Origin of the sequence: Planococcus sp. ISL-109 (assembly GCF_018613655.1) — a bacterium.
Classification (GTDB): Bacteria; Bacillota; Bacilli; order Bacillales_A; family Planococcaceae; genus Planococcus.
The window spans coordinates 166995-190340 of the sequence record NZ_JAGGPW010000014.1; the positions used below are offsets into that span (position 1 = coordinate 166995).

General features: G+C 43.6%; 19 protein-coding genes and 2 pseudogenes. 3 read left to right on the plus strand and 18 right to left on the minus strand.

From position 1 onward, the window contains the following. Position 1 precedes the first annotated feature (1 nt). From J7E21_RS11280 to J7E21_RS11315, 9 genes are all read right to left on the minus strand, one after another. Positions 2 to 970, minus strand: a complete 969-nt coding sequence (locus J7E21_RS11280) for an ABC transporter substrate-binding protein (protein ID WP_353047782.1) — start codon at positions 968 to 970, stop codon at positions 2 to 4. A gap of 21 nt (positions 971 to 991) precedes the next feature. Next, positions 992 to 1267, minus strand: coding sequence for a hypothetical protein (locus tag J7E21_RS16600; RefSeq protein WP_353047783.1), 276 nt, complete (start codon positions 1265 to 1267; stop codon positions 992 to 994). 591 nt (positions 1268 to 1858) lie between these two features. Then, entirely contained in the window at positions 1859 to 2413 is a 555-nt protein-coding gene (locus J7E21_RS11285; protein ID WP_215107674.1) for a hypothetical protein, read from the minus strand. Positions 2414 to 2568: 155 nt separating this feature from the next. Then, complete coding sequence (locus J7E21_RS11290) at positions 2569 to 3054, minus strand: LURP-one-related/scramblase family protein (RefSeq protein ID WP_215107678.1); 486 nt, start codon at positions 3052 to 3054, stop codon at positions 2569 to 2571. 143 nt (positions 3055 to 3197) lie between these two features. Further along, positions 3198 to 3764 carry a DUF4256 domain-containing protein gene (locus J7E21_RS11295; protein WP_215107680.1) on the minus strand — a complete coding sequence of 189 codons (567 nt, stop codon included), beginning with the start codon at positions 3762 to 3764 and terminating at the stop codon, positions 3198 to 3200. A 320-nt stretch (positions 3765 to 4084) separates the two neighbouring features. Continuing rightward, entirely contained in the window at positions 4085 to 4864 is a 780-nt protein-coding gene (locus J7E21_RS11300) for an SMI1/KNR4 family protein (protein ID WP_215107682.1), read from the minus strand. A 315-nt stretch (positions 4865 to 5179) separates the two neighbouring features. After that, on the minus strand, positions 5180 to 5833 hold the full coding sequence (locus J7E21_RS11305; protein WP_215107684.1) for a hypothetical protein: 654 nt from the start codon (positions 5831 to 5833) through the stop codon (positions 5180 to 5182). A 219-nt stretch (positions 5834 to 6052) separates the two neighbouring features. Continuing rightward, complete coding sequence (katG, locus tag J7E21_RS11310; protein ID WP_215107694.1) at positions 6053 to 8275, minus strand: catalase/peroxidase HPI; 2223 nt, start codon at positions 8273 to 8275, stop codon at positions 6053 to 6055. A gap of 301 nt (positions 8276 to 8576) precedes the next feature. Beyond that, positions 8577 to 9218: a Yip1 family protein gene (locus J7E21_RS11315; RefSeq protein ID WP_215107695.1), complete on the minus strand. Its 642-nt coding sequence runs from the start codon at positions 9216 to 9218 to the stop codon at positions 8577 to 8579. A gap of 179 nt (positions 9219 to 9397) precedes the next feature. On the opposite strand from J7E21_RS11315, the pseudogene J7E21_RS11320 reads away from it, so the two are divergent. Beyond that, positions 9398 to 9965 (plus strand): annotated as a pseudogene (locus J7E21_RS11320) (YdeI/OmpD-associated family protein). Between the two features lie 172 nt (positions 9966 to 10137). On the opposite strand, the pseudogene mmuM reads toward J7E21_RS11320, so the two are convergent. The 7 genes and pseudogenes from mmuM to J7E21_RS11355 all read right to left on the minus strand — a co-directional run bounded on the left by mmuM (position 10138) and on the right by J7E21_RS11355 (position 17624). Continuing rightward, positions 10138 to 11088, minus strand: a pseudogene (mmuM, locus tag J7E21_RS11325) (homocysteine S-methyltransferase). A 153-nt stretch (positions 11089 to 11241) separates the two neighbouring features. Further along, a complete protein-coding gene (locus J7E21_RS11330; RefSeq protein WP_215107697.1) occupies positions 11242 to 12300 on the minus strand; it encodes a Gfo/Idh/MocA family protein in 1059 nt (352 codons plus the stop codon). A gap of 153 nt (positions 12301 to 12453) precedes the next feature. Beyond that, the gene (locus J7E21_RS11335) at positions 12454 to 13650 is read right to left on the minus strand and encodes a DUF4317 domain-containing protein (protein WP_215107699.1); all 1197 of its coding nucleotides are present in this window, start codon (positions 13648 to 13650) and stop codon (positions 12454 to 12456) included. A 243-nt stretch (positions 13651 to 13893) separates the two neighbouring features. Beyond that, the gene (locus J7E21_RS11340) at positions 13894 to 14799 is read right to left on the minus strand and encodes an AEC family transporter (RefSeq protein WP_215107701.1); all 906 of its coding nucleotides are present in this window, start codon (positions 14797 to 14799) and stop codon (positions 13894 to 13896) included. A gap of 156 nt (positions 14800 to 14955) precedes the next feature. Further along, entirely contained in the window at positions 14956 to 15843 is an 888-nt protein-coding gene (locus tag J7E21_RS11345) for a glycine betaine ABC transporter substrate-binding protein (protein ID WP_215107703.1), read from the minus strand. A 1-nt stretch (position 15844) separates the two neighbouring features. Then, entirely contained in the window at positions 15845 to 16498 is a 654-nt protein-coding gene (locus J7E21_RS11350) for an ABC transporter permease (protein WP_215107705.1), read from the minus strand. After that, positions 16491 to 17624: a betaine/proline/choline family ABC transporter ATP-binding protein gene (locus J7E21_RS11355; RefSeq protein ID WP_215107707.1), complete on the minus strand. Its 1134-nt coding sequence runs from the start codon at positions 17622 to 17624 to the stop codon at positions 16491 to 16493. The genes J7E21_RS11350 and J7E21_RS11355 overlap by 8 nt, the downstream gene beginning before the upstream one ends. 833 nt (positions 17625 to 18457) lie before the next feature. Between J7E21_RS11355 and J7E21_RS11360 the strand changes: the two genes are divergently transcribed. Then, positions 18458 to 19549: a hypothetical protein gene (locus tag J7E21_RS11360; RefSeq protein WP_215107708.1), complete on the plus strand. Its 1092-nt coding sequence runs from the start codon at positions 18458 to 18460 to the stop codon at positions 19547 to 19549. A 318-nt stretch (positions 19550 to 19867) separates the two neighbouring features. Here the strand turns inward: J7E21_RS11360 and J7E21_RS11365 are convergent, their stop codons facing one another. Both J7E21_RS11365 and J7E21_RS11370 read right to left on the minus strand, forming a co-directional pair. Beyond that, positions 19868 to 20458 (minus strand): DUF4230 domain-containing protein, encoded by a 591-nt coding sequence (locus tag J7E21_RS11365; protein WP_215107710.1) that lies wholly within the window; start codon positions 20456 to 20458, stop codon positions 19868 to 19870. Positions 20459 to 20993: 535 nt separating this feature from the next. Continuing rightward, positions 20994 to 21611 (minus strand): NAD(P)-dependent oxidoreductase, encoded by a 618-nt coding sequence (locus J7E21_RS11370; RefSeq protein WP_215107712.1) that lies wholly within the window; start codon positions 21609 to 21611, stop codon positions 20994 to 20996. Between the two features lie 769 nt (positions 21612 to 22380). Between J7E21_RS11370 and J7E21_RS11375 the strand changes: the two genes are divergently transcribed. Next, entirely contained in the window at positions 22381 to 23130 is a 750-nt protein-coding gene (locus tag J7E21_RS11375; RefSeq protein WP_215107714.1) for an SDR family NAD(P)-dependent oxidoreductase, read from the plus strand. Positions 23131 to 23346: the final 216 nt, after the last annotated feature.

Genomic DNA, 23346 nt, shown 5'->3' on the forward strand with positions numbered 1-23346 from the left:
GTCAGGTCGTCGTCATCCGTGCCACTGAAATTGAGGGTGCCGTTAAGTTGCTGTAGGTCGTCAAATCCCAGTCCCGGTTGGCTGCCATATGCTCTTCCGGTATTTCGATCTGCTCAATGGTCACATCGATTCCGAGTTGTCCGGCATCCGACTGAAATACTTGGGCAATCAATGGCAAGTCCGCCCGTGCGCTGTAGGTCAACAGCTTCAAGGTCAACGGTTCTCCGTCTTTTTGCATCACGTCATTCTTTTCTGTATAGCCTGCCTGTTCTAATAGAGAGCGGGTTTCTTCAATTCCGCGCTGCTTTTCCGGATAATCCGGCGCAAATGAGAAAGAAGAAGGGAACGGGCCTGTCGCCACTTTCGCATGGCCATTTAAAATCGTTTCAGCAATCATCTCCCGGTCGATCAGCGCATCGATCGCTTGTCGGACGTAGACATCCTTCAAGGCTTCACGCTGAAGGTTCATGGTCATCTGGTGGACGCGGAACGTCGAAGTGGACTCCACCGTCACGCCTTCTATTGCTTCCAATTGCTCGACTGTTTCCACTTCCGGCCGGAACACAATATCCGCTCCTTTAGATTCGAGCGCAAGCGATCGCGCATTGGCGTCTTCGTTAAACGAGAACCTCGCTTTTTCCAACTTGGCAGCGCCATCCCAATAGTCCTCGAACCGCACAAGATCTACCGCTGTTCCTGGAGTGAAAGATGCGACCGCGAATGGCCCGGTCCCGACCGGCTTGTAGATGAAGTTAGTCTCAGTGACGTCGATGATCGATGTGTTCGGGTGAACCAATTCGGAAGGAAATTCCGGAAACGGCATAGTCGTTTTGATGTTCAATTCAGAGCCCTCAACGGCAATTGACTCAATGCGCAGCGCATTATTGATCGCCACGCTATCAGCCATCGCTCGCTCCAAAGAAGCTTTCACCGCTGCGCCGTCCATCAGTTTACCGTTTTGAAACTTCACATCTTCGCGCAGCTTGAACGTCTAGTTTTGGCCGTCGTCACTCGACCAGCTTTCCGCCAGCCACGGTTCGATCTCCAAGGTTTCATCATTCAAGTAGACCAAAGTTTCGGTAATGCCCGCTCTTACCGGTACATAGCTCGTGTCCACGTGGGGATCTAGCAAACTGGTCGCAAAATTGAACAGCAAATTCACTTGTTTCGCTTCATTTCTCCCCTCCTCTACTGATTGATCCGAGCAGGCAGTTAAAAATAAAGCCATAGCGGCTAATATGGTTAATACGAAAGGTCGTTTTTTCATGAAAATCTCTCCTTTTAGGTTAATTAAACAAAGATGGTATGTTGTGCAGATAATAAAAAGTAACCATTGCGATTTAGAAAACGGAAAATTTTTTTGCCCTATCCATTAAGGCACTGGTGATTTTCTATGTACAGACAGCTTTTACCATTCCTTATTCTAGAATTACAAAAGACAAAAAGTAATAATTACGATTTATATCATAATACCTGTGCCGAGAACTGTGCAAGCTTCTTTTGGTCTGAAATGTTTCATGTCCCGTTTAGAAGCCCATTGAAAAAAGAGCATGAACTTCGAATCGAAGTCTGCTCTTCTCACCCTTACCCCTATGCTGCCCTTATTTTCTGCGGAATCATGACTACTTCTGCAGCTAAATCGACAGCTGCGAAACTTGGATCATTGTTTGTCCCGCGAAAAGCAGTTATCGCACGTAAACTCGGCTTCATTTTTCAAATACGCTTGGACCTCCGCAAACCCTTTGCGCTTTGGATAGCGCAAATACAAATGCACCGGCACGCCGCCTTCAATTTCCGAGCCGCATACGCTTGCATATTGGTGAGTTGTTGAACATCTCGCTCCCCTATCTTGGAACACTTATTGCTTCAAGTTCTCTGATAAGCCTTGGTCACTAGTGTAAGTGAACTTCCCGATCTTGCCTTCTTCAGTCGTAGAGAAGAGCACGACGCCTTCCACTTTGGAATGCTGCTCCTTGCCGCCTGCTTGTTGATAGGCGACTTCCGCGGTGAACGAGTAACGGTTATCGACTTGCTCACTTTGTTCGATGTCCACGTCTTCCAAGCTCAAATCATATCCATAAATGTCCGCTAGGCTGATGAAATATGTACCGAATACCCGCATGAATATGTCCAACTCATTTTCCGTGAAATACTGCCCGTAGATTTCTTCCACGTAGCGGTCGAACGTCTCGTTCACTTCCGCGCCATCGACAATTTTTTTATTGGCCGGATTCCACATCGCATCGATCAGCTCCGCATCCGGTCCATTGAATTGAAGCGCCAATACGCTTTCAATCGTCTTCATGTTCGGGTCATCCGCCTGCGCTTTCATGCACCCTGAAATGATGACAGCCACCAGGAGCAAAGCCAGCGCTGCGCCCACCATTTTCACTATGTTTGTTCGTTCACGCATCCCGCTCTCCTCCTTTACTATTAATACGAGGAGCCCGCGAGTAAGTTTCAATTTTCTGGAATTTAATAAACATATCTATAAAAAAATAGCCCCCACCGAATGAACGGCAACCGCTTGGGAAATCAGGCTCCATATGGACAAACATCAGTTTTTCATCAACTTCCCGCAGCGGCCTGGTCCGCTTTTACGCAGTCAATCGCCACAACGAGCGAAATGACGAGATGCTCCATTTCTTCGTCCAGAACCTGGACGCGGTAGCTATCGCCCCAACTGAACCATTGCTTGCTCACAGACCCGATCACTTCGCCGTTTTTCACAATATCAAAGTCCATGTCCCACCAGTTTCCTTGAACGTCGATTCCCGCCGCTTCGATTGCATAGCGTTGCTTCAAAAATGTGAACTCTTTCTTGATCGCCACCGACTCCTGCCCGTCCACTTCGACGAAAAACGTCGGCAAGAAACTGAACGTCTTTTTCGTGATGAGCGCGATTTCTTGGTGTTCTGCATCCAGAATCGAAAAGGTCTTCGGGATTTTCAAAAAACTGCCTTCCACAAAATAAACGTCCTGCTCCTGCTCATCCCGCACCGTAAATTTCTCGCTCAAGCTGAACACTTTCTGTTTAATGTACAATTGTTTCATTCTTGATCCCCCTTACTACTCTATACATGGTTTCAAGACGGCATAGGCCAAGTCCTACATGTTCCGCAAAAAGAACCCACTCCCGTTCCACGTGAAACATTTCTTATACTGTAAATGAAGTATAGCAAGCCTCTCTACTCCTATTAAACTTTCAATATCCCCCGGAAGCCTCTCGCTGCGTAATACGAGTCTGCCCCGTTATGGTAGACGAAAACCTGGTCGTACCGGCGATCGCCGAATATCGCACCGCCATGCTCGCGTATTTCATCCGGCGTTTCAAGCCAATTCGAGGTCTTGAGATCGAACTCGTCCAATGTCTGCAGCAGCCTGTATTGTTCTTCGTTCAATAACTCGATCCCAAGCTCCGCCGCCATCTCCACTGCTGAAGTTTTCGGCTTGTTGTGCTTTCTTGATTCCAGCGCTTTTTGGTCGTAACAAACGCTTCTGCGCCCTTTAGGACTTTCTTTTGCACAATCACAAAACAAAAACAGCCCGGTCTCCACTTCATAGCCGATGACGTCCGGCTCCCCGCCAGTCTCCTCCATTTGATGCAAATACCACAGCTTCTCCGGGTTCTCATCCAGCTTCAGCAGCACATTGTCCCACGCCATCTTCTCGTGGCGCTGATCGTTTTGTTCAAAGCGCTCTTTCAGCGTGTCGAGCAGACCATTTCGTTGTTCTTCAGTTAATTGCTTGGCATTCGTCTTCATTGGAAAGCCTCCTAGTGTTTTTTGCGATTTTTCCAGTAATCCCGTTCCACAGGTTTCTCTGTTCCTTACTGTTTAGACACACTCCCCCCGTTCTCCTTCATTTTCCGCTTTCCGGTGAACAAGCTGTTCTCACTAATAGAAAAAGCCGCTTGTCTAAGCAGCTTTTGGGGAATCAGCAAGATGAGTTTTTTTCGTCTTCCCAGAAGCCCAGCTTTTCGCATAATTTCTGTGCACCTTTGTTTTTCGGCTCAAAGCTCACGTAAATCACGTGGTGCTCCGGATCCAGTCGGAGCTGGATTCATTATTGTGCAGGTTTGTGGCTACCCATTAAACTGAGCCTTGAGTTCTTTGGCATGTTCGGCAATATGAACGTCGCTAGCGAGCAAATTTCCGATCGTTTCTTCCAACAGATAATGAAATTGAGGATCGCTCTCTTCCCGGTAAAATTCCAGATTCGTATCCAATACGTTAAGCACCGTTTCGCGCACAATCAAGTCAGGATGTGTGCTCAATTTCCGTAACTGTTGAAAATACCATTCCTGATTCTCTGTATAAATAAAAACCAGCAAGATCTCTTCAATCAACATGACGTCAGATCCAGCGAATATTGTGTCTGCCTCTTCCTGGCTTACGCTGCCCCCTTCTTCAAAGTCTTCATAAGCACTTTCCTTCGAGAGCTTCGCTAAAAATTCCTCAAAACTGTCCGCAATTGCAAACTTCACATCCGAGTCGATTTCCAGAAATACCACCGGCGGATTTTCCTTACTCGCCGCGTAGTCCAACACAAAAAAACCGCCGCTAGCGCCGCTTATTATGAAGACATCCCCCGGTAAATCCCACTCTTTCACCAAATAAGTACCAGTTACAACCCCTTGTTTTTCAATGCCGTATAGATGGTCAATCTCCAAGCGTTCCACTTCTTCGTCCAGAGCATCTACCGGCACTGAAGAGAAATTCAAATAACCGCCGTTCTGTTCGACCAAACTGCTTTTATATGCAGCAGGCAATCGTTTGCCGATGTTCTTTTCCACATTTTCCAACTCTTGAAGAGTGATGCTCGGCAGTTGGCTTTCTTCGTCTTCGTGTGACCAGATGTTCATCGCTGTTCCTCCCAAACTTCGTGTTTATTTTTAAGAGTTGCGTCGTATTTCTTTTTAATATTTAGGAATACAATTATGCTATCTTCTTATATTTGGAATATTCCCTACTGAATTATTATAACTTTTGAAATATTTAAATAAAACCTCACTTTTTAAATGAACGGGGAACTTCATTTCCACCAAAACTGAAATCTTTACTGATCGCATTCGACTGTCACAAGCTGATTATGAAGCTTTATAATGGCAATTAAATATAAAAAACCAGTACGAATCCTTTACTTAAAGGATTCGTACTGGTTTTCAGTTAGAGACCCATTATTTATTCCGAGTAATAATCGCATACTGCGTCGGCCCGTCTTCTGTATCCGCATAGAAGATGACGTTATAGCCTTCCACATAGAAAATGTTTGCATAATCCTGCGTTTCAGATTCATCAAAGAAGACGTCCTCCGAATTCGGCAGGACCGTTTTAATTTCTTCAAATGTCATACCGACATTGGCTCCGAAAATATTCACATCCGGCCTCGTGATCATGAATCCAGTGACGGTTTCATTGTCATCCAGGAAATAACCGTCCTTCTCATCAAAAACGACGAGGCGGCCGCCCATGAAGAATTCATCGTATGTTGGAGTTCCGTAGTGATCCACTAAATCGCTCAAAGCCGTGCCTAGCGGGAAAGTGGTGCCGATTCCGGCTTGATCTTCAGGGACACCATTGTCCTCTTCTACAGGGGAGTTTGTCTCCGTTTCATCTGTTTCTCCCGTTTCAGTCTCTACTTCCTGTTCAACCTCATCTTCTTTTGGCTCGTCGGAATCACCTGACGAACCGGTATTTTGAACCTCGGCTTCTTCACTTTCTGCGGGTTGTTCCGTTACTACGTCTGAAGTTCCGCAACCGGCGACGAACAAGGCCGAACTGAGAACACCGGCACTCAAGCTCTTTTTATAAAAATTCTTTCGTTTAGGCAAACTAATCCTCTCCCTACAATTTTTTTGAATGAACTATGCGTTTTTTCTTCCTACCTGATACTAGAACCAAAATTGTCTTAGGTGATTGCTCTTGGCTCCATTTTATCATTAAAACAGCAAAGAAATTACATTTTTCCGAAAACTAGGAGCGAACTGGCTATTTCTGGCCAAAAAAATAATCCTAGTCAGGCATATTGCCCTGACCAGGATTATGGATACTTATTTGTTCAGTAGATCGAAACGATCGGCATTCATCACTTTGTTCCAAGCTTTGATGAAGTCGCGAACGAATTTTTCTTTGCTGTCGTCTTGTGCGTATACTTCGGCAATTGCACGAAGAATGGAGTTAGAGCCGAATACGAGGTCAATGCGCGTCGCAGTATGGACGACTTCACCTGTCGTAAGGTTTTTGCCTTCGTATTTATTGAACTCTGTTGGCGTCCATTCGATGTTCATATCCAATAGGTTGGCGAAGAAGTCATTCGTCAACACGCCGACTTTGTCGGTGAAGAGCCCTTCAGTCGCCCCTTGGTAATTGGCGCCAAGTGCACGCATACCGCCTACTAATGCTGTCATTTCCGGCGCTGTTAAGCCAAGTAGCTGCGCTTTATCCAATAGCATTTCTTCTGGGCTTGTTGCGTATTCTTGCTTTTGGTAGTTTTTGAAACCGTCTGAAACCGGCTCCAACACGTCAAAGCTTTCCGCATCTGTCTGTTCTTCGAGTGCATCTCCACGGCCTTGAGTGAATGGAACTTCGATATCCAAACCAGCTGCTTTTACAGCTTGTTCAATCGCAGCATTTCCTCCAAGGACGATCAAGTCGGCGATGCTTACTTTATCCTCAGTGCTTGCTTTCAAGTTTTCGTAGAAGCTGAGAACTTTTTCCAACTCTTCCGGCTCGTTTGCTTCCCACTGGCGTTGTGGAGCGAATCGGATGCGTGCTCCGTTTGCGCCGCCTCGTTTGTCTGAATCGCGGTAAGTGCTGGCAGAAGCCCAAGCTGTTTTCACTAGCTGTTGTGGGTTCAAGCCGCTTTCAAGGATTTCCACTTTCAGCTTATTCAATTCTTTTTCTTTTAATGTGCCAGGTGCTTCCGGTACTGGATCTTGCCAAACCAATACTTCTTCTGGAACTTCTGGTCCCCAGTAACGCGCTTTTGGTCCCATATCACGGTGGAGAAGTTTGAACCATGCACGAGCAAACGCATCTTGGAACTCTTCCATATTTTCGTAATAACGGCGGGAAATCTTTTCATACGCCGGATCCATGCGAAGTGCCATGTCGGCAGTAGTCATCATTGTTTTCACTTTGATCGACGAATCTTCTGCATCAGGCGCCATATGATCTTCTGGTAGATCTTTTGCCGTCCATTGGTATGCACCGGCAGGAGATTTCGTTAACTCCCACTCGTATCCAAGCAATTGCTCGTAATAGCCATTATCCCATTGTGTCGGATTGGCAGTCCAAGCGCCTTCAATGCCACTTGAAATGGTGTCGCGGCCTTTGCCTGAACCGTACGTGCTCTTCCAGCCAAGTCCCAGGTTTTCCATTTCAGCAGCTTCCGGATCGTCACCTACGTGAGAAGGATCTCCAGCACCATGTGATTTACCGAACGTATGTCCGCCTGCGATCAACGCAACCGTTTCTTCATCGTTCATCCCCATGCGCGCAAACGTCTCGCGGATATCGACGGCACTTGCAACAGGGTCCGGCTTACCGTTTGGCCCTTCTGGATTCACATAGATCAAGCCCATCTGAACTGCAGCTAGCGGGTTTTCCAGTTCGCGGTCGCCCGAATAACGGTTATCCTCTAACCACTCTTTTTCATTGCCCCAATAAACGTCTTCTTCCGGTGCCCAAATGTCTTCACGGCCTGCGCCGAATCCGAATGTTTTGAAGCCCATCGACTCAAGAGCCTCGTTGCCCGCCATTACGAGCAAATCAGCCCAAGAAATTTTGTTTCCGTATTTTTTCTTAATCGGCCAAAGCAAACGGCGTGCCTTATCCAAGTTTACGTTATCCGGCCAGCTGTTAAGCGGCGCGAAACGTTGGTTCCCAGTAGAACCGCCACCACGGCCGTCTGTATTCCGGTAAGTACCTGCGGCATGCCATGACATACGGATGAATAACCCGCCGTAATGGCCATAGTCTGCCGGCCACCATTCTTGGCTGTTTGTCATCAAGTCGCGAAGATCTTGCTTTAATGCATCGTAATCCAATTTCTCGAATTCCGCTTTGTAATCAAACTCTTCCCCTAGAGGATTCGATTTCTTGTCATGCTGATGGAGAATATTCAAATTCAGCATATTCGGCCACCAGTCTTTATTTTGCGTTTTGCCTGGTTTGTTCGATGTCGTAATCGCGCTATCACTGTGCCCGCCTGTTACTGGACACTGTCCTTCTCCTGCTGCTGTGTGGCGCTTTTCTTCATTGTTGTTTTCCATCTTTTAAACCCTCCTAAAAATAATGAAAAATAGTGAACTGCTATCTAAAACTATTGATGCCAAATATTGCTAACGGCATATAATAATTCTTACATTAGAATTATACTAAACTGGAGATGAACTGAACAGTAATAAGGATGAAAATTTGGGCAAATCTTTTCTTGCGATGCCTGACCGCAGAAAGAGTTGCCCAAATTTCTTCTCATTATTTCTACTCCTTTGAATCAATGTCATAATCGTCTTTTTAAATGCCTTCCGTGCCATTAGCGGCTGTTTTCAAGCGTTCTACTAAATCGACTCCCTAATAGAACTGGCTAAAGAACGAGGCGAAAATGACAAAGACGATAAGAACAACAACTATCGTGATCAAGATGCCTGGTATCACGACGATGAAAAACCCTTTCCATGTCGAGACGCGATGTGCTTCGCCTACCGCTTTGCAGACGATGATGAATGTCCAAACAGATACTACTGCCATCACCACAGACATGATGACTACAAGCAGATTCCCTTCCACATCAGTCCGGTCCGCAAAGAAAGTTGCCGGTGATGCAAACGCCCAGATGATCAGCAGCGGTAGGAGCCAGATTTGCGGTATCTGCGCTGTGACAAGCCCCTTAAACATTTCCTGGTAGGTCGCCGTACCTTTGAACAGCCGCCCGACCAGCGTCAATATAGCCGCACCGAGAAAATAGCCAAACGCACTCCCTATCGGACCGGTGACCAGTGCCTGGAGAACGGCGGCCCAGGGTGCCATGTCTGCACTACGGGTGTTCATGAACCCAAGCAGGCCGGATGCAAAACCCGTCAAGACAATGAGTAGAATGATGTATTTGACGGATTTGCGCTCAATGACGAAGCGGACGGTTTCACGTGTGCGCAGCCAAATATCGGTGAACGGATTCACCTCGCGCTCTTTGCGTAATCGTTCTTCCCTTACCATGGTTTCTTCCTCCTTTTTTTCGAATTGTAACGGCGGCTGGCAGCGGCATCACCCCATTTTTTCTTATATTTTTTTCAATACCCTTTTCCACCTTGTATTATCGGAATTATTAAATTAACTTAGATATTTAAACAATTATACTAAGGACAATTATCCATATTAGAAAGGATCTGTTCAAAATGGAGATTGAGAATTTGCTTAGCGTTACGACCAGATTGGCTCGAGGAAAATTCCACTACAGAGAAATGTTGCTGGGCACTAGTCAGTATGGCTGAACGACCAGGTGTCATTCAGTATTTGGATGCCGTTGAGGAAGCATTATGTTTTGGCTGGATTGACGGCACACGGAAGAAAATATCAGATACCCAGCAGCTGGCTCAAAGGCTGTCCCTAAGAAAGAAAAAGAGCAACTGGAACGAATTGAACAAAGAACGGGTAAGAAGGCTGGAAAAATTAGGCTGGATGACAGAACAAGGCTTGAAAATCCTCCCCGATATGCACCCTGAATCTTTTACGATCGATCCAGATATTGAAGCCCGCCTGAAACAAGACCAAGACGCGCAAGCTTATGAGAACTTCCTGAATTTTCCTGAACTGTACCGGAGAATCCGCATTGATAATATCCAAGGTTATAAAGAATACGACCGTGACATTTTCAATAAACGTTTGGACAAGTTCATGAAAAACACCAAAGAAAACAAAATGTATGGCCAGTGGGATGATAATGGCCGCTTGAGCGATTATTAAAGGGATTTTCGCATTAATCTACCTTACAAAGGTGGAAATTTCTACTTTTTTAGGTAGAATTTTCGTTAGGAACCGGCTGTATAAGCCTTCGTTTTAGCTACCAAAAAAGGATTCTCTCATGCATCAGCTGCATGAGAGAATCCTTTCTATAGAAATAACCAATTGTTCCCACCTACAAATAGCTTATTGAGAATTTTATCTCGCGAGCCCAAGACGCAAGTGGCGGCAATATCATCAGGCGCCGTGCTGCAACAGCCGCCGATGATTTGTGCTCCGGCTTTGTGCCACACTTTCGAGTTGGCCGAAAAAGCAGTTGCCGAAGGCTCCTCGCTCCATGTTTTGCTTATGGGGTCATATGTTGCACCCGAATTCGGGTACACAATCACCGGTTTCGAAGACTTGCTTGTCACTTCTCGAATCAAAGACTCGATAAACTGCGGCGCTGTGCAATTGATGCCGATTGCCGCCACTTGCGTTTGTCCGTCCAACCAGGCGGCACAAGCGGAAATTTTTTTCCCGTCACTGATGTGGAAATCGTCCTTCGCACTGAACGTGAACCACGCATAGACGTCCGGAAAATTTTGGAGGATCTTCACGATCGCTTTTGCTTCCGCTAGGCAGGGAATCGTTTCACACGCTAAAACATCTGCCCCGGCTTCCGCCAACACTTGGATCCGCTCTTGGTGAAACGCCACCAGCTCGTCTTCGGTCACGGGCGGTATTCGGAGCCGTCAGACAAAAACGCGCCGTATGGGCCGACTGAAGCCGCTACTAGCGGTTTCGGCCTGCCCGACTTATCCTTGAGTCCGCTCCAAAATTCATCGCGCGTTTATGCGGCAAGTTCGACAGACTTTTGGATCAAAGCGATGGCCTGTTGTTCCGCCAAGCCTCTTTCTTTGTAACCTTCGATGGTTGCCTGGTAACTGGCCGTAATGGCACAGTCCGCCCCTGCCTGAAAATAATCCAGATGAACTTTCTTGATCAGTTCCGGGTTTTCCATCAAGGCTTTCGCCGACCATAGGCGGTCATTCAAATCGCAGCCATAGTTTTCAAGCTCTGTGGCCATTGCACCATCAACTATGACGATGGGGAAGTGATGTGAAATTTGCTCGATCGGGTTCACGTTCACTCATCCTTCCGGTATCCGAATTCATTCAGCATCTTTTAATTGGTTCTGATTACTTTACTAAAGATTGCTTTGTGGTTTCAACTTTTGAGTGATTAACTCTGAATCAACTGACCATTAAAACGGGATAAACTTTAAAAAGAGTCTCTCCTATTGATAAAGGAGAGACTCTTTTTCGATGGTGACGACTTGTTTTGTTTCAGCAGCTTCCATAATGCCTAAAATGACTTTCAGCGATTTCAGCGCATCTTCTCCCGTAACAAGCGGCTCATGGTCCAAACGAATCGAATCGATAAACGCGTCAATGATGCCGCTGTTCGTCTGATTATCATTCGTTTGGATCGCTTCCAGCTGATAATTCACTTTCTCACCGGATTGCATGATGATTTCAAGCTGGTAGTCATCGCTATGGTAAATTTTCATAATGCCTTTTTCGCAATACAGGACGGTGCTATTATCTTCTTCGCCGTAATACGTCCAGGAGAACGCGGCATTTCCAAGACGGCCTTTTTCGGTGACCAAGCTGCAGACCAAATTGTCGCATACTTCAATCGCTTCACCGTTTTCATCCACTTTGTGCAAAGCTCCCTGAAACGCACTCACTTGGACGATTTCGTCATCGAGCAAATAATGCAGTAAATCGATTTTGTGGATGCCGAGATCTCCGCCGACGCCGAATCCGGAACGCTCTTTCTTGAAAAACCAAGTGGAATTGGTCTTGTTGATGCCCCAAGCTTCTGGGCCTGCATGCCCGAATGCCGTGCAGAACGTCAATACGTTTCCAAGCTCACCGCTAGCTAGTATTTCTTTCGCTTTTTGGTGCGCGAGCGTAAAACGCTGGTTATGGTCGACCATCAGTTTTTTTCCGGACTTTTTCTGGGCCGAGAGAATTTCCGCAGCGTGCGCCAGCGTCAATGAAATCGGTTTTTCGCACAGCACATGCTTGCCGCTCAACAACGCCTGTGTGGAGAAGTAACGGTGATTTTCATTCGACGAACAATCGCTGATTGCTGTGATATCGGGATCGGCAAACAATTCCTCCACGCTCTGTGCGACCGTTCCGCCGAACATCTCCACCATCGCCTCGGACCGGTGGAGATTGCGGTCGTAAAATACGATGCTATCGACATACGGATTCGCCAAATATTCCGGTGCATGGCGCGTTTTTGTAATGCTCCCACACCCGATAATACCCACTTTTATGCCCATACAATCTCCCCCTTTTTTCTTTCTATCATAGACTAAGCGAGTATAAACTGAAATATGCAGGTGTCAATCAACGAAGGTTTCACACAGAATCTCTGAATGAGATGTACTCCCTTTGCCATTCCGGCTAACTAGCTGAAAGATTACCCAACTCTCCTACTCCTCCAACTCCTCTTCCGCCAACAACTTAAACCCTTCAATCATCGTATCCTCTTCCACTTCGATCAAGATGCAGCGTTTGCCATTGTAATTGACTTCTTTGACGTAGCGTAAGTCTTGCGGGCTGATCGCGATGTCCGCGACTTTCGTGTTGATTTTGATCGATTTGGACGTATAGCTTGGAATGATGTGGCTCGCTTTCATTTCATAGCTTTTATCTTCGACGACGTTTTGGAAAGCCCGCTCCACTTTTTCGGTGCTGACATCTTTGATGCCGCTTGCCTTCAGTACGCGTTCTACTTCTTTTGTATCCAATGTCGGCGTACTGTCTTCGTCGTTCTCATCGTCTTCCGCTATCGCCAGCAAGCTGTTGATTTCATCGTAGACATTGGCAAGCGTCTTCGAATTGACTTCCTCGCCGATGATGCTCTTGACGATTTCTTCAAATACCGCTTTGTCTTCTTCGGCCGTCATGATTTCATCGCCGTTCAACACATTTTCGATAAACTGGAAATCCGGTTTGTTCGCTTTGCCCGCCGAATACAGGATGTGATTGACGTCTGCGGCGTTGTCCGTAAAGCTCGGGAACAAAAATCCGCCGATGGGCGAGGCCAGTTTAATGACGGGGTCGGCCATCAAGTTCGACTTGAATTCCTTCTCGACAAAATCAAACACGAGCGAACTTTTCGGCAGCTCAGTTTGGTTCATGCTGCAAAGGATGAACGGCGTCGTGTACACTTCGTCGCGCATGTCGACTTCCGTTTCATCCGGACTGCGTTTCGTCGTTTTAAAATAAGTTCCGCGAATGAACGTGATGACCATGTCTTTTTCATATTGTTTGTCTTCCACCATCTTCAAGGCCATCGTTTGCATATCTTCCTGCCATTTCGCTGCATCATCTGCATGAAGCCCCGCGTATAACAGGTGCTGCGTATGGTCCGCCTGGTCTTCTTCCGGACGCTGGAACTTCACTTCAAATAGCTTCTGATCCAGCTTCCCACCCAGTACCTTCTTGAAGTTGGCCAGGAACAGCTCTTGCTGCTCGCGGTCCAACATGGAAAACGAGCGGCTCTCCTCGTGAAAAATCTCACTGCTTTCCTGCTTGATGTAGACGTTATAAATTTCAGCGATTTTCAGTAAATCGGTTTCCAGCTTAAAACTTTTGCGAATCTCTGCTATATCTTTTTTATTCATCTCAAATTCCAACTCCCTAACTTAAAATCCGTGTAGTGCGCAAAAAAAGAGCATCCGAAGGCGACTCGCTTTGGACACTCCTTTATTATAACAAGTTTTAAGGTGAAGGCATGGATACAGCCTATTTCGGTTTGAGTGACTTTTGTTCAAGCAAGATAAGCTTCTTAATTTTTTATCGGTTCAAAAATTGTTCATCCCATGCTTTTTTACATAGCAATCCATTTCCCCTATTCTTGTTTCACCTTATAGAATCATCAGTAATACCGGAATCGTGATAATACTGGCTAACGTGCTGACGAACATTGCGCTGGACACCATATCCGGATTCATATCGAATTTTATGGCAAGAAGCGTAGTGGTTGCTGCAGCAGGAGTCGCTGCAGAAATCAGCAGCACTTTTGATTCGAGTGAGCCCCCTGGATACAGAAATGCCAACAACAAAAAGCCGATTGCCGGAAAAGCGATCAATTTAAGTATAGCCGCCGTACCGATAAACTTCAGTACCGTCTTTATTTGAATCGAAGCGAGTGTAATTCCAAGCAGTGTCAGCAACACCGGCACTGCCGCCTGCCCTAGCAACCCGCTGGCATTTCCAATCGCCTCAGGAACCGCTACGTTAGCTATTTTCATAAACAATCCTATCATGATGGCAATAAATCCAGGCATGCGGATTATCGTAATGAAAATATCCTTCTTCGGTGTTTTCTCATGGTTCGATGCATAAAAAACTCCGGCAGAATTCATCAGCAATGATTGCATGACGACATAAATAATCGCAATGGCCATACCTTCATCACCGAATGCAAAAAACACAATCGGCAACCCATAGTTCCCGGTATTCGGAAAAGCACTGGCGAGCATCATCGTATTTTCGTACGACAGATTCCATCTAAAAATAATTCCCAATAATTTGATCAGCAACGCAAAAATCACAAACAACAGTATGGCAAACAACACAATCTTCCCTAAATCGCCGAGATCCAAGGAGGAAGTGGTGACGGAATGGAAAAATAATGCCGGACTGAACACATATATACATAAATCGGAAACCGGCTTTGAATTGATTGTCATAAACTTGCCCACAAAAAAACCGATTCCGAGCAAGATGAAGACAGGTAAAATCACATTGATAATTTCAGTAAGTATCATCGGTGTTCACATCCCATCAGAAAAAGGGAAAGGATTTCTCCTTTCCCTTTAGGGTCATTATATCAAATGAAAAGTGGGATGAAGATGCTGGCCAATAATAAGATCAATGCGCCGCCGAGACGGGAAGAAATTTGTGCAATGTGCATTGCCTCTCTACTACTTAATTAATTCAGCTTCTTGTAAAAATTCCTTTGCAACGAAATCAACCATCATGCCTTCGTTATCCACCTTAGCATTCATGGCTTGCATCGTCGGTTCATCAATTTCACCTTCTAGCTGCTGTAGTACTCCCTCTAATTCGGGATGCTTTTCGAGCGTTTCTTCCAATACTAAAGGAAGGGCGTGATATGGCGGAAAATAAGACTTATCATCTTCGAGTACTCTCAAATCATAGATCTGCAATTGGCCATCTGTTGTGTAGGAATTGATTACATCCACTTCACCTGCATCAATGGCACGATACATCATCCCATGATCCATTCCCTTGACATCTTTAAACTCCAGACCATATTCTTCTTCAAATCCTGGCAACCCATCGGGACGATCAATAAATTCGAATACGGCTCCAAGCGTATATTGATCAGAAACTTCCACAAAGTCACTGAAGGTTTCTACACCCAGTTTCTCTGCTTCTGCCTCGTCAAATGCCAGTGTGTACGTATTATTAAACCCGAATGTATTAAATGCAACAATCCCATCCTGTGCCACAAGTTCCTTCGTTTTCGCTAAGGTTTCTTCGGCCGTTCCGGGGGTTTCACCATAATACGTAATCACAATCGTACCAGTATAATCAGGTATGACCTGTATACTGCTATTCATTAATGCATTCCAAACAACATTAGATCCACCCAGATTTTCTCGATATATTACTTTTATATCTGTTTTTTCTTCAATTAATTGACCCATAATATTTGATAAAATAATACTTTCTGTATTGTTTCGTGAACCAACAGTGACAGAATCGTCATTAGTTAATATGCACCCTGCTAATGGCAGAACAGCAATAAAAGTCAGAGAAAGAAAGATTAATTTTATTCTGTTCATACTATTTCAACCCTTCTGGTGTAGTCCACCGTTCAAGTTTGTTGAAGGAAAATTCAAGCATGATAGCTAACATAGCTGCTGGGATAGCTCCTAGGAATATTAAACCATCGATGCCACGCGTAATTCCGAGGAATATAAAATCTCCAAGACCGCCAGCTCCTATAAATGCTGCCAATGTAGCGTTGCCCACATTAATAACAGCCGCGGTACGGATTCCAGCTATTATAATTGAAATGGATAAAGGAAGCTCAACCTTAAATAATATCTGGCTGCTCGTCATTCCCATTCCTTTAGCTGCTTCTAACGTCGCCTTATCCACACTTTTAATACCTGTATAGGTGTTTCGAACAATCGGTAAAAGTGAATACAAAAATAATGCAGCAATCCCTGTTTTTACACCAATTCCAAAAATAGGGATTAAAAAACCCAGTACTGCAAGACTAGGTATTGTTTGCATAATACCTGTACCACCTAATACTAAGGGTACTAGCGAGGGTACGCGTGTAATAAGAATACCTAATGAAACTGCAAGTATTACTGCCATCAGCATAGAAAAGAATACTAGTTGTATATGAACAAATGTCGCCTCAAGTACCTCAACCCATCGCATTTGTGCTTGTTGAACAATTTGTTCCCATAAACTTAATTTATTCATTAGTTGCCCCCACTTCTGTCCATTGACTGGACAATGCAGAAAGCAACGTTCCACGAGTTACTAATCCTGCGATCCTTTTAGTTTCATCTACTACCGGAATGATTCCGAGTGACGCATTCGCCATCATGACAATTGCATCTTTGGCACTTTGCGAGCTCAAAAGAAACGGTTCATTGGTTAGCATAATCTCTTCAATCGTTTTAATTTCATTCATTTGCTTGATCACATCATAAGCCGATACGATTCCCATCATAACTTTGTTCTCGTCAACGATAACTAACATTGTTTTTTTATGTTTGCGCATCAGTGCAAGCGATTTTTCAGGAGACCGATCTGGAAGAGAAGTTAAGACAGTTTCCGCCATAACCTCTTCAACTGACATGAGTTCAGGGTTTTGAATAATTCGTTCCTTGCCAATGAACTCTTCGACAAAGCCGGATGCAGGTTCTTGTAATATCTTCTCCGGGGTATCCAGTTGAAGTAATTTGCCATCTTTCATAATAGCAATTCGATCACCCAGTTTTAACGCTTCATCCATATCATGGGTGACAAAAACAATTGTCTTCTTAAGTTTTTGCTGCAAGGAAATTAATTCTCCTTGTAGTTGCTCTCTTGTGATTGGGTCCAGTGCCCCGAATGGTTCATCCATCAAGATAAGCCTCGGGTTGGATGCTAGAGCTCTTGCAACACCAACACGCTGTTGCTGTCCGCCTGATAATTCTTTAGGGTAGCGGTTGCTGAATATCTCTGGATCCAGTTCGACCATCTCCAGCAGTTCTTTCACTCGCTTTTTAACATCCTGCGCACTCCACCCTTTAAGATCAGGCACAATCGCTATGTTTTTTTCAATCGTGTAATGAGGAAATAGCCCAATTTGTTGAATCACATAACCGATATTACGTCGCAACTCTGCTGCATTTAATTTTGTAATATCCTTACCATCAATAGAAATAGTTCCAGTTGTATGTGGAATCATTCTATTAATCATTTTCATTGTCGTTGATTTTCCAGACCCACTAGGCCCGATAATTACAAGAAGTTCTCCTTCAGGAATTTCAAAACTGACGGAATCCACTGCTTTAAATCCATCATTATAAACTTTACTTACATTTTCGAACTTTATCATATGTACCTCCCGATTCTTATCATATAAAAAAGCTTCCCTAGGCATAAAGCATGCCTAAGGAACCCCGTTTTTTTACAAAAGGTTTATATGAAAATAACTATATAAAGTTTATATGCCTATAGACTTTGTAATTTTTCATGATGCTCTGAAGAACTGTCTCTTATAAGATAAATCCCGTTAAATATTCTAATATATTTATTGTCAACTAAATCAGCATAACATACTTAGACATAATTAAAGAGGGCTTACAATATGTTATGTCCTTATGTAAATGATTAAATAGAAAAAGGAAGACCTTTCTTGTAGAGCTAAATCACCATAATCAACTCAAAAAAAGACAAGCCATTGGCCTATCTTAACTAATTTAAAGATTTAACTTCCACTCTCTTTTATACCGTTTTTTGTAATAAGGCTCTCCGTAATAAGTTTAAGTGCGGTCTTTTTCGTCTAAGTACATAATAACCAAAAGATGGTGGTAGAAATGCTAAGCAAAAATCCAATCCCTCGAAGCTATTGCTTTGTGAGATTGGATTTATATTTATTAATATTGCATTTTTTTAATATAAATATGTTGATTTAATTTTAATTGTGCCACAATGTATTCAGTGACATGCGCTGGGGCTGGGTGCATATACTGCTTTTTCTTGTCAGTTGGAACTAAGTTAAGTGCATCTGCTAAGGCTATTACATGAATATTGTTACGCATACTTCTGCTGCAAGTGACCCCGTTAAACCGATGACACCAAATTTAGATGCGTTTTCATATGTAACGAATCTTCAAATACTTATTTTTCCCACCAAACGGGAAAAAGTATATAAAAGGCGGAATGACAATGAAAAAATGGTTACTAATAACCGGCCTCTTCATACTAGCTAGCTGTTCACCGCAGCAAGCTCAACCGACCGAGGACACAAGACAATATGCGCACGGTGTTTCCATTGTTGAAAACTCGGTGCTTTGGTCTGAAAAAAGTGATGAACAACGCAAGGGTGGCTGGACACATGATATTTATAAAAAAGAAATCGGACAAACTCAGGTAGAAACACTCGTTGCAGATCCTGAAGCACAGGAACCCGTCAGCGCAAGTTCAACTAAGGAAACACGCATTATCACATATGAGGATGGCTATGATTCAACAAATAACGTTTCCCAACGCTTTAAGCTCTATGATTACAATTGGCAAAAGTTCTATGAAGCAACACTGCTTGACGGAGGACATTCCGGGCACGTGGCCTCGACAAATACACATCACGTCATTTTTTGGTCCCATGGTTGGGTCAACGGTGGCGGTGTCAACGAACTTGGCACCGGCAAGGAAGTTATTGTTTCTACGATTTCAAATGAAGGCGAGATATTGCATGAAATAAATCTTTCACAAGCAGATGACCGCGTTAGCTGGCCAATGCTAGCTGCTTCTGACGACAATGCGCTACTCGTTTGGCAAGATTTCAATGACAAAGCAACCAAGGCAGCGCTCCATTTCGCCGTTTATGACCCTGCAACAAATGCACTGACTGCTGCACCCTCTGAACTTGTGCCGCAAGTAGATTTTTATATATACAGCATTTCTTATGTACAAGCGGCCCAACAATATGTAGTCGCAGCACAGACAAATAAAGGAGGCACCTTACTATTACTCTCAAAGGACGGGGAACTCATTGATCAAATTGATGTCCCCCACCTCGTCAGAGAAGCGACTCCCGCTATACAGGGAAATACACTTGTCTTTCCACAAATGCCCGCTCACTACTTCACCGTTCAAGTTTCTGACAACCAGCTCCAGCTACACCCATCCCACTCATTGGATGTGAAATGGGGAACTTCAGGAACAACAGGCATGTTTTTAGATGCGCATAATATATATTTTGCGACTTTGCATAAGGAGGGACTACAGGAAGTTGTTGTGGAGATTGATGAACAGTAATAATTGATGCATAGAAATAAGGAGGTATCCCTAAATTACTTTTGGGATACCTCCTTATTTGCTATAAATTTCCTTCGAACAATAACACTTTTCTAAGAAAAATCTCGTTCACAAATGCCAACCATTAGCTGAATATTGCCATTCGCAAACGACCATTCAAATCTTACAATAAAAAAAGCAATCAAAGCTACTAGCAATGATTGCTTCACAATAACTTATATTCAGCTTATATTAACAACCATATTTAGGACCTTATCTCAAATTAACTTCTTCCAGATAACGGTCCATCAGAAAACCACCATTTTTGCCAGTATTTTTTTAATAAAACTCGATGATAACGTCATCATGTCCCATAGAGCTTAATAAAGGAGTTAACAACTCCTCTGTTCTTTTGTCTGCTTCTTCCAAAAATCCTTGGCTGATTTTTTCTTCTTCAAGGGTTGCTTTATCAGCATTTATGTCATCAAAAACTTTCTGAGTAGGGGAATCGGAAAATATATTCCCTTTGACATCTTCTATTGTCGTTTTCTCGGTTTCTACAACATTATCGAGTATTTGTGCTTTTGGGACTCTAACTGATAATTGCTCGGATACCTCATCATACGATACTTCAAGTTTTGAAAGATCTGATCCTGCTTTCAAGTACCCAGAATACTCGATTAGCTTTATCGCCTCTGCAAAATTAATATCAGTCAGTGGTATATTTTTATCTGTACGGCTTACTATTGCCTTGCTGTACTCATACTTTAATGTTGTCCACTCTGACAACTCCACTATTCTATCCTGGACTAAAGAAGTTTCAGCGCTGCTATTAGTAGTGATTCCAAACGGTTTTATTTGCGAAAACGCAAATACACCAATTGCCCCTATAATCAATACAAAAACTAAAGTTCCTACTAGCTTTTTCATATGAAAGTTCTCCTCACGTATTGTTCCATCCATATACTAAGTCAGATATTGTATCTCCGGGCTTTGAGATTGAATGAATTTATGTTTGATAGTTTAAATTATCCTGACTTATACTTCCCCTTCTACCATGTACGATAATATCGCAATAAATATGAATGACCACCTTATCAACATTTTTAAATTACGTTCTCAAAGATTCTAGTTATGTCTTATCATCATTATACATATTCAATAACCAATAAATTTAAAAATTGAAAAAAATAACTTAAAAAACCTTATTCACTTATGATGCAGCTCCCCGTGATAACCCTAATGAAGTTTTATATGTTTACTTCTCTTTCCACTTTGATATATGTATTATAAATTCCAATCATTTTCAGCAGATCTGTCTCCCGCTCTATTCCCAACTCTTAGCTAGTAAAATCCATGGTGTGTGCCAAAATAAAAGAGCATCCAAGTCAATTCGCTTTGGACACTCTTTTGTTATAGAAAGATTTGGGATAAAGACCGGGGATACAGGACAGTTTGCAATGTTTTAAGTAGCAATCCCAACAGAAGTATTTTCATATTGCGCATCAGTTAACGCTTTTAAAATAAAATGGGCCACGTCCGCACGCGGAATTGTCTTTGATGTTTCGGGTACAGCCGTCAGAGACTCTCTGTATTCTCCTGTAAACGAATCATTGGTCAATCCCATCGGCCTGACAATCGTGTAGTTCAGTCCATGCGCTTGAATAATATCAACAGCTGCCCGGTGGTCTTTTAGCGCATTCTTCAGCACGCCCATCATTAATTTCCCGCTGATACCTGGCAATTCTTTATCAATTCCGGCAGATGCCGTGTAGACGATCCGCTTCACGTCATGCTTCTGCATGCCCGCCACAATATTTTTCACCATCTCTTGAAGATCGGTCGATTTGTTCATTCCCTGGTTGGAGCCTAAGCATGATACGACCGCATCATGGCCAGCAATGGCAGCCGCAACTTGCTCCTGGTTGAACGCATCCCCTTCGACAACTGTTAAATTTTCATTTGCGACTTTCAGTTTCGCCGACGTCCGTACAAATGCCGCGACTTCAAAACCATTCTCTAATGCCTGCTTCACAACAGATTGGCCTACACCGCCCGTTGCACCGAATACAATGATTTTCATAGCACATCATCCTTCTTTTCTGTCATCAGTTAAGCGGAATTCTATTCTCCAAATGAAAAAAGTCGGTACGGTATAAAGTGAAAGTGAAAAAATTTATTTACTTATGATAAGGTTCACCGTAACGTTGGAATAGGGTAAAACATTAACCTTAGTCAAAAGGCAGTGTGTATGTAGAATGTAGCTATCTACGAACATACTGCCTTCAATTTATTGATATCTATGGGTTTGTTATTTCAAACTGTTTAACCCAAGGGTACCAATACAATCAGCGGTGAATGTAATTCTTGTTAGAGTTCTTACTAAGTTATTACCTGCTTCACTATCCGCATTAATCTTCAGTAGACGAAGATTAGTTTCATCTTCATTTTCTAGGGCTGCAATCATCTCTTTAGTTATTCTACAAAATCTGTGTGGTGTTCTAAACATATACTTATTTACGTAATTCTATCTAGTAAAAGGTTTAGATTCTATAGGACAAGATCCCTGTCCCTATTTATCTGTGAAGTCGTTATTGTCTACAAATCTAATGATATGACAAAATGTAAGAATAACTTTCTTCTGATATAAAAGATTGGGAAGCAACCGTTAAGCGAACTAAACATGAACGGCTCACACATAATGAAGGGAGAAGTGGGGGTCGAATCCTTCATATAAGATAACGTCCATGTCCCCTTAAGTGGTGAGTACCTAGATTTCCTATGGTGATACGAATGTTATATACTGAATATACAGATTTTATGACTTTACTATGATGTTCGGAGGGGATCTCATGATGTTCGAAAACAAAGTAGTGATTGTGAATGGTGGAACGGATGGAATTGGCAAGGAAGTGGTTCGTTTCTTTTGTAAAGAAGGGGCTAGCGTTCATTTTACTGGGAGAGATCGCAACAAAGGCTATCAGGTAGAGAGTGAATGCAACGGGAAGGCCCATTTTCACCAAGTCCATAACGAAAACGTGGAAGAAATCGAAAGCTTTTTTAAAGCACTTGAAACTGATGGGCATACTGTTGATATTCTATTCAACAATGCGGGCGTTCTGTCTGTAGGAATGGGACCATTGTCTCGAGTAAAGCTGGATGACTGGAATCAGTTAATTGCTGTCAATCAAACGGCTATCTTCCTCTACATGAAATATGCCTTAGCCGGGATGAGTAAGCAAAAAAATGGAGTCATTATCAATAATGCAGCCATCCTCGGAAACGACAAGGTCAATCCGATGCTGCCGGCTTATAGCGGGACAAAAGCAGCCGTTGTCGCGATGACGCAAAGCACGGCCCTTCGCTTTGCGAACCAAGGAATCCGAGTCAATTGCATATCCCCTGGCCCTACAGAAACCGACCTAGCCATTAACGCATATGGCGGAAAAGAGAATTATGAAAAACAATCACAGGGACACCCTAGAGGAAGTTACGGGCAACCAAGTGAGATTGCAGAAGTTGTTCTGTTCTTAGCTTCAGACAAAGCATCCTATATAAACGGTGCAGAAATAGTCGTAGATGGCGGCTACTCATTAAAATAAGCGGATTTAGGGGACAGGGACTTTGTCTTAAGACAAAGTCCCTGTCCCCTTGTTCATGCTACTATGATTGGCCTGGACTTTAGGATAGCGTCTATATATGAGTCTAGCATATTTTCTATGTAGGCTGTATGGTCACTTGATGCATGGATTTTCTTTAATGTTTTTGGTAGTTCTTTGCCATTAAAGATGTATTCAATTTACGAAGAAATATAGATT